Here is a 12,649-nt window from a genome sequence, read left to right as displayed (position 1 = left end):
TCCGCCAAATTTACAATTTGACGGTTAAAAGAAAAATAACGGTAAAATTGTAAATTTGGCTAAGTGCTAAACCGAAAAGTAAGTGCGTTTTTAATCCCTTACTATTCTTATACTAACCGTTACCACACATTTGAAATGAACATCGTAGGAACAAATATAAATTTTATTTTACTCGAAATTATTGACGAGCAAAACAGCAGTGATTTAAAATTAGTTCTTTCAAATATGGAAAGTTATCCAAGAAAGTTAGAACCAAATAAATACAAAAGGTTTGAACTTGAATTAATCGGAATTGAAAAAAAAGCGGAACTGAAAGTTAAATTGGCTGAATATTTAAACAATTATTTAGACATAGAAAAAACTGAAAATAACAACTTGGATTTTTGGTCTGATAATTATCAAATTGGAGAGTTTAAAATAGAAAAGTTTGACGAAAATATTTCAGAATTAAGCAAAGAAGATTGGACTAAAAATTTCCAAAGTTTACTCGACCTATATTATCGAGAATCTGACAGAACAACAAAAGAATCATTATTACAATCAAAATTTCTTGATAAGTTAAAAGCATTAAGTGATGATGTGACAAAAAAACACGAACAAAAAATTGAGTTTTTTAAAAACGACAAAACGAAAATCGAATCATTAAATGCCAAATTAAATTTATCGAATCGAATTGAAAATTTAAGATTGAAATATATTTCGGAAATTAATAAAATTGAATAAAAAAACGTGTGGTAACACCGTATATAATTTATTGCTAGTTCTAGCCTACTTACGAAAATCCTCGCGGATTTTCTATTCGGTTTGTATTTGCTATATTAGGTGCTTAAACCACGCAACAAACCATATACAACAACGTTGTAAAAAACTAGCGGAAAAGTTAATCTAAAACGAAAGTTCTTTAAATATACTTTTTGCTTTTAAAGTTAGAAAAAATTGAGAATTAGTCCAAAAGAGGAAATTAAACCTAAAAAAAATTCAAGCAAATATGAGGGGAATAAAAATTATTAATTTAATATTAATAATATCTTTAATATTTTTTTCTTCATCTTGTAGTGATAATAATATTAAAGAAAAAATCAGTTATTATACAAATGGAGACATAAGAGAAATTCTATATAATAAAACAGATAAAATGTATGGTTTAAAAACCCAATTTTACCCAAACGGGAACTTGAATACCATTTCTTACTTTAAAAATGTCAAGTCAACAATGTTTATTGGTTTTTATGAAAGTGGACAAATTTTAATGAAAGGGAATATAGAAAATGATTTATACGAAGGCTTGTGGGTTTATTATTACGGAAACGGAAAATTAATGAACAAGGGAAACTTTAAAAAAGGCATCAGAGTTGGAATCTGGTACCATTACTCTAAAGAAGGAAAGTTAACGATTGAAGATTGTAAAGAAGGTGTAGAAGATTGAATAATTAACTCCATAACTCAAACTCTGAAGAACCAAAATTACGGAATTGAGCAACTTTCGGAATTATTTTATTTGTGGAATATTTACTCAAATTAGCAATTTAGAAAACCAAAAAATTGGAAACAAAAATTATTACAAAAAAAGAAAATTAATCAGACTGAAAAAATAAATAGGAAATTTAAACCCGCATTTTACAACACCGTGTATGGTAAATTGCTATATTTAGTGCTCAACCAAAGGCAGTTGCATTTTTATGCACTTTGATTTTCCGTTGGAAAATCCTCGCACACAAAATCGCAACTTTCCATAACACAACAACGTTGTGTACAATACAAACTATAATATAGAGGTCGGTAGACCGAAATTGAATGAATGAAAATAAAACACAGGGAAACAAATATTGAAATAAGTTTGTCTTTTGGGGATTGGATAAGTGAATATGTAAGAAAAGATTTATATAAAGATTGGGAAGTGTTAAATCTTGAAAATGTAGTAAAAGTAATATTTCTTAAAAAAGATGGAAAAGTATCTAAAACTTTAATGAGTAAAGGAGTTGCTGAAAAACACAAAAACCAATTTAATGGTGTGAATGGAATTAGTGTTAAAATTGAAAAAGGTATTGTTTCAAAAGAATTTTATCAAGAGTATTTGCAAACTAAAATACTTAAAAGGAAAGATTATTCTAATTTATCTTTTATTAAAAAAATAAAAAAAAGCATACCAAGCATAAAAAAAATAAAACATAAAATAATTAATTCAACTACATCAAAATGGTTAGGTAAACTATTATTTTCAATATTTGTTACAGTTTTTGGTGGTATTATATTGCTTATTATATGGAGATTATACGAAAATGAATTAATTAATTTATGGAATAAATACATATAATATAAAATAGTATTATGCAGATATTTAACAACCATTTTAAAGTATTAGAATTTGAATTCAATCTAAATGAATTAGAAAACTCAACTGAATTAATTACAACTACTTTTTGTGAATCAGAAATTTATTTTAATAATAAATACAGTAATAATAATGAATTTGATTACGGAATAAGGTCAAGGACATTAGTTACTAATAAAATAAACAACAAAAAAGTACTTATTTATAAATCTGAACTAATGTGTAAAATTATCTATAGTCAAGAAATTAGTTCTTTGTTAAAAATAAGAGAATTTGTAGAAAAAACATTTTCAACTCATGAAAAATATTTTAATGAAAACAAACCAAAAGAATTAAAAATAAGTAATATAAATTTTCAACACGAAATTGATTCTTTTTCTTTAAATATATTTAGTCACTTAAAGAGTCAAGATTTTTAGTTATACCCATAAACATCGGAGGAAAAACCATAACACGTCCGTTTTTTTTAAAGTAATGTTATTTTCTTTACAATATTCCTTAAATTCGTCTGAAACATCATTTGGCATCTGAATAGTACTGTACACAACATAGTATATAATAAACAAGGGGTACAGGTTGCTTTTTTAAATTAGTTAATATTTATTTATTTTTTCAATGCCCGAAATAGTAAGTTATTCTAACCCTTGCTTACCATATACCTAGCACGTTGTAAAAAACTGGTTGAAATGCCTCAGAAAAGCATAAGTCCTTTTAAAAGTGCATTTTACCTTTAACTTTTTTGAACAGAATATGTTGAAAAATTTTTCAATCCAAAATTGTGAAAAATGGAAATTAAAAAAATGCTGAACAATCTCTCGCGAATGAAAATTCTAGTAAAAATTTTCTCTGTTTGCGGAATTTTGAAACGTGGAAATTTACTCAAAGTGGAAAAAGCAGAAATTTGGAGTTCTTACTCAAAATCTGAATTAGCACGTTTGCGGAACTGAAAAAATTGAGAAAATCTAAACTCTGGAAATTTGAGCAAAACGAAATTACTTGAAAAAAACAAACTCAAAAATGGAAAAATTAATCACGCTTTTTACAACACCGTTTATAAAAAATTGCTATTTTTAGCTTTATCAAAGTTTGTTGCTATTTTATCAACTTCTGAATTTCCTACGGAAATTCCTCGTTCACAAAATCGCAACTTTCCATAAACAAATACGTTGCCAGTAATTTGAAAAACATGACGATAAATGAAAAACTTACTCTTTGACTTCATATCAAGATACATTTCGTTGACAGAAGAAGAAAAAAACACACTGATTGATCTAGATATATTTCACTCCTTCAATAAAGGCGCTGTTTTATTGGAAGAAGGACAAAAATCGAATAAAGGATTTTTTGTATTAAAAGGTTGTATTCGGTCATACTATGTCATAGATGGAGAAGAAAAAACAACCGCTTTCTATACAGAAATGGAAGGCTTAACTCCTCCCTGTGTTTTAAATGGAAAGCCTTCAGCATATTCTATTTCTTGCGTTGAAGACTCCATCCTTACGGTTTCTGACCCCAGCATGGAAGTTGAAGTTTTTCAGAAATTCCCAAAGTTTGAAACGATGTGCAGGGTATTGTCTGAAGAACTATTGATTAAACAACAATTGGACTTTGATGCCTTCAAAACCTCATCGCCTGAGCAACGTTACCACAACCTTTTGGAAAAACGACCAGATTTAATCCAACGGGTCCCACAATATCAATTAGCCAGTTTTTTAGGAATCAAGCCACAATCTTTAAGTAGGTTAAGAGCAAGAGTCAATGAAAAAAATAAGGGTTAGTCTGCTTTCTTAACTTAAGTGAACGAGTTATAGCAGCTCACTAATCTACTTTTGTATTATCATTTTACACAAAAGAAAGATATGCAAAAAAATATAATGAGGATGGGTTTTGTCATTTTGATGGCAAATTGCTTCCACGTCAATGCACAATACATCCTACAAGATAGCACTTCTAAAAGATATTTTATTGGAAGCACCTTTTTCGTGTTGGGAAATTTCGCACAGACCAATAAACCTGATTTTGCACAGCTAAATTTCGGTTACCGCATCACAGAAAAGGATGTGGTATCCTTAGAGCTAAAAACTTGGAAATACTCCTGGCCACTCGGGATTCCGTACGGAGCTTCTTTTGAAGCCCCAGAAGAAAAGTTTCCTGGATACATTAGAGAGTATGGTTTTGCGCTGGTTTATCAGCGATTTTGGTGGAAAGGTCTTTATACGGGAATTCATGTAATGAATGCCTGGCAAAGTTTTATGGATGAGAATAATCAGAAAATCGACAATGGTTTTCAAATTTTCAACACCTACCGTCTAGGCTACCATATTAAACTGTTCAAAAACAGGTTTTTCATTGAACCATCTCTTGCTGTTACCCATCGGATATACCATACAGAAATGCCAGATGGATTTAAGCAGCAAGATGACAAATGGTCAAAGTTTTTCTATGGAGAGCCCGGGCTGCATTTTGGATTTAATTTTTAGGCAATGAAAGCTGTTATTTGTACCAAATATGGAAGTCCCGAAGTGCTTCAGTTACAAGAAGCACAAAAGCCCAAATGCGGCAGTCATGATCTTTTGATAAAGGTAATGGCTACCGCAGTAAACTCTGCTGATGTGAAAGTTAGAAGCCTTGCGATTAAAGGCTTTTTAAAGCCACTGATGCGAGTAGTTCTAGGATTAAAAAAGCCAAGAAAACCCGTCATGGGAACGGTCTATTCCGGTATTGTGGAAGAAGTTGGGGATAGTGTTACCCAATTTAAACCACAAGATAAGGTTTTCGGGAGTACAGGTTTCCATTTTGGAACATATGCTGAATACCTTTCCGTAAAGGAGCATAGTCCTGTATGCTTAATGCCAGAGAGCGCAAGCTTTGAAGAAGCAGCCGCCTTAATCTTTGGTGGACAATCAGCACACTTCTTTCTTGAAAAGGCCCGACTTTCCCAAAGGTCCAAGCCCAAGGTCTTAATCATAGGTTCCACAGGTTCGGTGGGCATAGCCGCCATTCAAATCGCTCAATATTATAAGGCGGAAATAACGGTTGTTTGCAGTTCATCAAGTGAAGCATTGATGAAAACCCTGAAGGTTGAACGTATGATTTTTTATGATAGGGACGATTTTATAAAGCAACCCAACCGCTACGATATCCTGTTTGATGCCGTTGGCTGCACCAAGGGAAAATCTTGTAGACACCTCTTAAATCCTGAGGGAAAATTTGTTTCTGTCGACGGATTATCCTACGCGACCGAAACAAAAGTCCAATTGGAATTTATTAAAACTCTTTTTGAAAAGGGAGAGATGAAAGCAATAATCGATAGAACATATTCACTGGAAGAAATGCAGCACGCCCATGCCTATGTAGCCACAGGAAGAAAGAAGGGGAATGTCGTGATAAGAGTAACGAACTAATAAAACAATACCCTACATTTAAATGATGAATAAAATGAAAACTATTTTAAATCTAACAAAATCAGTCATTTTGGTATTTTCACTCGTACTTATTTCATGCGAAAAAGACGACATTTTACCAACAAATCTTTGTGAAGTACAGAACCCGATAGAGGAATTAGCTTGGCTAAAAGAAGCCATTGATGAGGTACGTAATGATGAATATTCCTATTATTCCACGGCATTGTGTCAAGGTGAAAGGGTTTTCTTTTATGGCAACTGTGATCCCACAGCAAATTACGCATCATTTATACTGAACTGTGCCGGAGATAATTTGGGAATTACAAATGAGCTTTATGACAGACTTTCAAAAATTGAGGTGATATGGAAGCCAGAGAACTCAAAATGTACTTTTTGATGTAATGAATTATTCGATATAGTCAATAATTAATATGAAATGAATAAGAAAATCTATCCAAAACTTCTAATGTTTTTTATTGTAAGTTGCTTTTTTGGGTGTAAGCATACCGTTCCGAAAAATAAGGATATTACCGTTGTAGATACTATTCCATTCAAACTAAGTAAACACAACAACATCATTGTTGAAGCAATTTTGAATACAACTGATACACTCGATTTGATGTTTCATACAGCAGCTAATTCTGCATCTGTAATAAAATCATCTTCAGCACGCCTTAAAAGCATAAAATGGAATAAAGAAACATCGGAATCATCTGCCTGGGGAGGTAAAGGCACTTCAAGATATAGTAAAGCCAATACTTTAAAAATTGGCACTATGGTTTTTGATAGCCTTAGCATTTGGGAAAATGAAAAATCTGGCCCTGAGACAGATGGTAAATTTGGTTTAAACTTCTTTGATGATTATATCGTGGAGATCAATTTTGATGAAAGTTTAATAAAGCTTCATCATACCCTTCCTATTACTGAAGATTACATTAAAATGAATCTGGACAATAAAGATGGTTTACTCTTTATTACAGGAACAAGCCGCATTGACAGCTTAGATTTTGAGAATCCTTTTTTACTTCATTCTGGCTACTCGGGTGCTTTGCTTTTTGACGATAAATTTTCCAACCAAACACAAATTGGTCAACATATTGAAATTACTTCAGAGGAGGAATTGAAAGATTCTTTCGGCAATATTTTAAGGACCAAAAAAGGCGTATTGCCTCAATTTAGTCTTGGTGAGATGCAATTTTACGATGTGCCTGTTGGCTTTTTTGAGGGGACGATTGGGCGTCAGCAAATGAGTGTAATGGGAGGTGGTTTCATCAAGCAGTTTAACCTGATTTTTGATAAAAACAGGGGAGAAATTTATTTGAAATTAAGGAAAGATGATAAAAAGGGATAGTTACAGTAAAATCAAAATTAGACTGAAAAATATTTAAGTATAAAGACTTTATAAAAATATCACATAGACTATATACTTGGGAATAATATCAATCATTTTATAATTAAAAAACTAGAAAAAGCCAATGTCAGGAAGTGTAAAAATTAATATTATAGGAATAATTTCCTTATGCACTGTTATCTGTAATTTCTCTTATGGTCAAATTACAATTGAAAAAAACTTCAATCTTGAATTAGCTGAAAAAGATAGTATAAAATCTTTAAAACTAGAAAAATCACTAAATGCCTTTTTAACTGAAGCTCAAAATGGCCGTTTTTCAGACGAATATGTTGATTCTATTCATCAAAAAAAGTATGAGTTCTTTTTCAATAAGCTATTAGGCTTTGGGAAAAATAGTCCAGATAGAATTTTTAATAATCCAATTGTGATTAAATCATACTCAGCAAAAGATGAAGGTGAAATATATTTTATGACTTTTTCTTTATCTGGATCTCAAAATGGTAAGCCTTTTATTTATAGAATTGTTGAAATAAAGGCTGTACCCTATAAAGATCATTACAGGTTCTATAGCCCTTTTGAAGAAAGAACAGCAAACTTTAAATCTGAAAAATACAATAGTGTAACATATTACTATAGTAACACTTTAAATCATCAGAAAGCTGTTGAATTCTCAGAATTGAAAAATGAACTATCAGCACTTACCAAGACAGAAATAATACCTTTAGATTATTATAAGTTTGAAAGTATAGACGAACTATTGAAATCATACGGCCTTATTTATAGTGCTAATAATTGTAATTTTTTATGTTATGATTTAGGCTTTACAGATAGCGAAGGTGAAATTTATATAACAGGTACAGATAATGAAAATTATATATTTGGTTACGTTGGTGATTATTTATACTACAATCTTCCAAATCAAGATGAAATTTACTCGCCATTTGTAAACGGCATTTCAACCTATTACGGTGGTTATGGCCTTAGTTATGATACTTTAGAAGAATTAAAAGAACAATTTCGGGATGAAATTGAAAGAAACCCAACTATTGATTTTTTAGAGGAATTCAAAAAAGGACGGAATTCCTCGGTAAACAGGCATTTTTCTTACTATGTAATGAGTGCCTTTCTTTGTGAAGAAGTTATAAAAAAAAATGGCTTTGATGGTGTATTGAAACTGGTTTATTCTGGAAAAGATGGAGAGTTTTTTTTCGAAAATTTAAAGACCACCATAGGTGTTGACGAAAATAATTTTCATCAAACAATTTTAAAATTAATTAATAGATAATCGCCTATGTTAGATTCAAGCTTAAATGACATTCTAATATGAAGAAAATTAGCATTCTTTTTCTGAACCTTATTGTGTCCATAATTTCATAAGTTAAACCAATGTTTAAAACAATTAATATAAACTGGAAAAGAGTATTGATATTTTTTATCATTGCAACTGTAATTTCCAATATTTTTCGATTTAATATTTTTGAATTCGAATCAGAATTAGAAAAATTGCCTTCCTGGCTTTTTGTACTAACTTCTGTTTTTTTTGAAGGAAGTGGAGTTGTTATAGCTGCACTGATAGCTATTTCATTATTGAATAAAAATAGAAAAACAGAAATATCACTTTTCGGAACATCAAAATCAAAAAGCCTTATCATGGCATTTATTCCAATTATTATTTTAACAATAATTGGGGTAAAGAATGATTATGAGTTAAATCAACATATTTATGGTTTTATTGCAATGTCAGGCACCTTACTCTATTGTATAATGGAGGAATATGGATGGAGAGGTTACTTACAAGAAGAATTAAAATCATTAAAACCTTGGTGTAAATATCTGCTAATCGGATTTATTTGGTACTTGTGGCATTTAACGTTCTTAACGAAAGCTTCTGTTGGTGATAATCTTTTCTTTTTTGCAATGATGGTTGTTGGAAGTTGGGGAATTGGACAAGTAGCGGAATCAACAAAGTCAATATTAGCTAGTGCGTGTTTTCATCTAATTATCCAAATTATGATGTTCAATGCGTTAATCAAAAATGGAATTAACGGAACCGAAAAACTAGTAATCTTTGGAGTGTCTGTCGTTCTATGGTTTGTGATTATCAAAAAATGGGAAAAAGAAAACGCTTTTGTAATACAAAATAAAATTACCTAACTATTCATATCAAAAATTGAATAACTAAAACTAAATTTATGGAAAAATCAATCTTAATACTTCTCCTTTTATTAATTACAAATTTGACTTTTGGTCAGGAAAATAGAATTGACCACACAAAAATTGAAGAAGATTTAGAGGAAATCATCAATGATGTAATACGAAATTATGTTTATCTAGAGGCTAAAAATGTTGACATAAACTGTGTAAAGGAGTATTATTCCAATGAAATAAAAAATATAAAAACTGAAGAGGAAACTGTTTTGTTTTTTGAATACTTTTTGAATGAATTTTATGATAGCCACCTACTATTAAACACAAACCGAAAATCCTCATTTCGTTTGTTTGCACCAATTTATACAACAATAGAAAATAACAAATTAATAGTAGCAAATGTTTGGCAAACACAAGTTGATAGCCTTAATCAAAATATAGTTGGAGCTGAAATTCTAAAGTTCAATGGAACTGACTTTCAGGAAGCAATTATTGATTTCCCGACACATTGCAACGACAAAAACAATCAAGAAACCAGAGAATGGATTGCAAACAAAATCTTAGCAGGTCGATATAATGAACCTCGCATTTTAACTTTAAAATTACTCGACAACAAAGTAATTGAATTTGATTTAGACAAAATTAAAATCAAAAAAGATAATGGTCTTTTAACTTCAAAAATTGTAAACGGAATAGGAGTCATTAGAATTAACAATTCACTCGGCAATGATAATTTAGTAACAGAATTTGACAAAGCTTTAAATCACTTAATGAACACCAATGGTATAATCCTTGATTTAAGAAATACCCCCAATGGTGGTGATTCTTATGAAGCCCGTGGTATTATGAGCAGGTTTATTACCGAAAAAAAACCATATCAACGGCATTCATTTATTGAAAAATCTGAAGGTAATCCAGATGTTGAAAGAAATTGGATTGAGTATGTAATTCCAAGAGGAGAAACTTACACAAAACCTGTTATTGTGTTAGTTGGACGTTGGACAGGAAGTATGGGTGAAGGATTAGCCATTGGTTTTGAAGGAATTGGAAGAGCTGAAATTGTTGGTTCTGAAATGAGAAGGCTGGCAGGAGAAGTTTATGATTTTGGTTTTAAATATCAGAATTATGGATACAAACTTTCTACTGCAAAACTTTATCACATTAATGGAACAGCTCGGGAAAAATATGTACCTACAAATAACATAAAGCAAACAACTGCTGAGAAAGATGAATTCTTGCAGAAAGGTCTGGATTTAATTTTAAGTAATTATCAAGTCTCCAAAATCCAGATTAGAGAACAGCTAGAATTATTGGGTGCAAAAGACCAAACTTTGCGGCTTCTGCTTCCTGGTGCAGAAGAGAAATTCGGAAGAGGCACAGAAGAATACGATTATTTTTGGACACTTATTCATCAACAAGATTCTATTGTACTAAATCAAGTTATTTCAATCATAGATACGTTTGGCTGGGTAGGCAAAAATACAGTTGGTGAAAAAGCCAATCAAGCCCTTTGGCTTATCATACAGCATGCAGACCTTGAAACCCAGGAAACATACTTACCACTTTTAAAAGAGTCCGTAAAAAAAGGAGAATCAGAAGGCTGGCATCTTGCATTTCTTGAAGACCGTATTTTAATGCGTAATAAAAAAAAGCAAATTTATGGTACTCAGGCCGTTTGGGATAATGATTTAAAAAAGAACAAAATATGGCCTATTGTGGATGTAAAGACTGTTAATCAACGAAGAATTCAACTAGGGTTAGAACCTATAGAAGAATATGTTAAAAGCAATGGATATGTTTTTAACCAAAAAGAATAGATACCAACCTGTTAAAAGTAAATTAAAATAATACAATAAAAAATAATCACAGAATTTAAAATAGTAATATGAGAAAAATATTCACTTTATCATTATTAGCCATCTCATTATGGAGCTATGGTCAGCAAAATGAACCACTTTTAGATGGACTAGACCAAGAAATAGAAACTTTAATGAAATCTTATAACGCTGTTGGCTTGTCAATTTCCGTTGTTAAAAACAATCAAATAGTATACTCTAAAGGATTTGGATACAGAGATTTAGAAAAAAATCTACCTGTAAATGAAAATACAATTTTCCCAATTGCATCTAGTTCTAAAGCTTTTACGGCTTCCTTATTAGGACTACTAGATTTTGAAGATAAAATTTCTTTGAAAGACAAACCCAGTTTATATATTCCAAAACTTGAATTTTATAATTCTGAAATGGACAATTTAATCACCATTGAAGATTTACTTTCACATAAAAGTGGAATTGGAGAAATCAATGGGACACTTGTTCTTTTTCCTGAGCGAAGCAAACTCGAAGTCATAAAAAAATTAAAATACATAAAACCTGAAGGCAAACCGAAGGATAGTTGGATTTACAGTAATATGGGATACACTATAGCAGGTACAATTGTTGAAGAAGTGACAGGTGAATCTTGGGAGGAGAATTTGAATAACAATATCTTTAACCCACTAGAGATGTCAAATTCTTATACAGATTTAAAAAGTATGAAAATGACTAATAATTTTTCATACGGTTATGGTTTGGTAAAAGGTGAAGTCAAAAAAGTACTTTACGAAGAATACCAAAATTACAAACCTGCTGGTGGAATTAGAAGTTCCGCAAAGGATTTGGTAAATTGGATGATAGCTTGGTTAAACGAAGGAAAATTTAAAGAAAAGCAAGTTTTGCCAACAGATTTTGTTCGCAATGCGACTACTATACATAATATAAGGCCTAATAAAAACGAAGAGAGTGTTTTTCTCTTTGGAGATGGTTTTGGGTGGCGAATGGAATCACAAGACGGAAATTATAAAGTTTACCACGGAGGAAACACATCTGGATTTAGCTCTTTAGTATTAACCTATCCTTTTGAAAAGTTAGGTGTTACTGTATTAACCAATCAGACTAATTCAATTCTACCATACATAATAGGAGACATTATTAAAAACAGAATGTTGGATTTACCAAAAACTGATTTGAAAGACTATCCTGTAATCGTAAGTGATATTTACGTCCCAAGTGAAATCAAGCAAGGATTAAACTCTGAAAAGAAGCCAACACATAACTTATCATCATTCATAGGTAAATATGAAAATAAAGGTTATGGAACAATTGAAGTAGACCTTAAGGACGGTAATCTATATGCTATTTATCCATCTTATAAGTTCTTTTTGGAACATTTGCATTATAACGTTTTTGTTATGAAGCCATTAAAAAATGTTTCTGATTTATTCAATCCAGAATTTGCTATCAATTTTAGAACAAATAACAATGGAGAAATTTCATCACTGACAATAAATTTACAATCAGAGCCAGTCGAATTTATAAGGAAAAGCAAAGAATAAAAACTACTGGTAAAATCGTATAAAAGTAATCCGGGCAAAAA

The 12,649-nt window shown here is 30.9% G+C and carries 13 protein-coding genes; all 13 read left to right on the top strand.

What is annotated here, in order from left to right:
- Positions 1 to 63 precede the first annotated feature (63 nt).
- Positions 64 to 723 carry a hypothetical protein gene (locus tag K8354_RS16180; RefSeq protein ID WP_223443026.1) on the top strand — a complete coding sequence of 220 codons (660 nt, stop codon included), beginning with the start codon at positions 64 to 66 and terminating at the stop codon, positions 721 to 723.
- A 265-nt stretch (positions 724 to 988) separates the two neighbouring features.
- Positions 989 to 1,426, top strand: a complete 438-nt coding sequence (locus K8354_RS16175; protein WP_223443023.1) for a toxin-antitoxin system YwqK family antitoxin — start codon at positions 989 to 991, stop codon at positions 1,424 to 1,426.
- Between the two features lie 372 nt (positions 1,427 to 1,798).
- Positions 1,799 to 2,314 carry a hypothetical protein gene (locus K8354_RS16170; RefSeq protein ID WP_223443020.1) on the top strand — a complete coding sequence of 172 codons (516 nt, stop codon included), beginning with the start codon at positions 1,799 to 1,801 and terminating at the stop codon, positions 2,312 to 2,314.
- Positions 2,315 to 2,328: 14 nt separating this feature from the next.
- Positions 2,329 to 2,751: a hypothetical protein gene (locus K8354_RS16165; protein WP_223443017.1), complete on the top strand. Its 423-nt coding sequence runs from the start codon at positions 2,329 to 2,331 to the stop codon at positions 2,749 to 2,751.
- A 777-nt stretch (positions 2,752 to 3,528) separates the two neighbouring features.
- Complete coding sequence (locus tag K8354_RS16160; RefSeq protein WP_223443014.1) at positions 3,529 to 4,110, top strand: Crp/Fnr family transcriptional regulator; 582 nt, start codon at positions 3,529 to 3,531, stop codon at positions 4,108 to 4,110.
- Between the two features lie 81 nt (positions 4,111 to 4,191).
- The gene (locus K8354_RS16155; protein ID WP_223443011.1) at positions 4,192 to 4,812 is read left to right on the top strand and encodes a hypothetical protein; all 621 of its coding nucleotides are present in this window, start codon (positions 4,192 to 4,194) and stop codon (positions 4,810 to 4,812) included.
- A gap of 3 nt (positions 4,813 to 4,815) precedes the next feature.
- Entirely contained in the window at positions 4,816 to 5,736 is a 921-nt protein-coding gene (locus K8354_RS16150) for an NAD(P)-dependent alcohol dehydrogenase (protein WP_223443008.1), read from the top strand.
- 34 nt (positions 5,737 to 5,770) lie between these two features.
- On the top strand, positions 5,771 to 6,133 hold the full coding sequence (locus tag K8354_RS16145) for a hypothetical protein (protein ID WP_223443005.1): 363 nt from the start codon (positions 5,771 to 5,773) through the stop codon (positions 6,131 to 6,133).
- Between the two features lie 39 nt (positions 6,134 to 6,172).
- Complete coding sequence (locus tag K8354_RS16140) at positions 6,173 to 7,087, top strand: pepsin/retropepsin-like aspartic protease family protein (RefSeq protein ID WP_223443002.1); 915 nt, start codon at positions 6,173 to 6,175, stop codon at positions 7,085 to 7,087.
- Positions 7,088 to 7,211: 124 nt separating this feature from the next.
- Positions 7,212 to 8,372 (top strand): hypothetical protein, encoded by a 1,161-nt coding sequence (locus tag K8354_RS16135; RefSeq protein WP_223442999.1) that lies wholly within the window; start codon positions 7,212 to 7,214, stop codon positions 8,370 to 8,372.
- 101 nt (positions 8,373 to 8,473) lie between these two features.
- Entirely contained in the window at positions 8,474 to 9,241 is a 768-nt protein-coding gene (locus K8354_RS16130; RefSeq protein WP_223442996.1) for a CPBP family intramembrane glutamic endopeptidase, read from the top strand.
- A gap of 38 nt (positions 9,242 to 9,279) precedes the next feature.
- Positions 9,280 to 11,052 (top strand): DUF6624 domain-containing protein, encoded by a 1,773-nt coding sequence (locus tag K8354_RS16125; RefSeq protein WP_223442993.1) that lies wholly within the window; start codon positions 9,280 to 9,282, stop codon positions 11,050 to 11,052.
- 68 nt (positions 11,053 to 11,120) lie between these two features.
- Positions 11,121 to 12,608, top strand: a complete 1,488-nt coding sequence (locus K8354_RS16120) for a serine hydrolase (RefSeq protein ID WP_223442991.1) — start codon at positions 11,121 to 11,123, stop codon at positions 12,606 to 12,608.
- Positions 12,609 to 12,649: the final 41 nt, after the last annotated feature.

The organism is Polaribacter litorisediminis, from assembly GCF_019968605.1.
Classification (GTDB): Bacteria; Bacteroidota; Bacteroidia; order Flavobacteriales; family Flavobacteriaceae; genus Polaribacter; species Polaribacter litorisediminis.
This window is presented reverse-complemented; position numbering and strand designations above follow the sequence as displayed.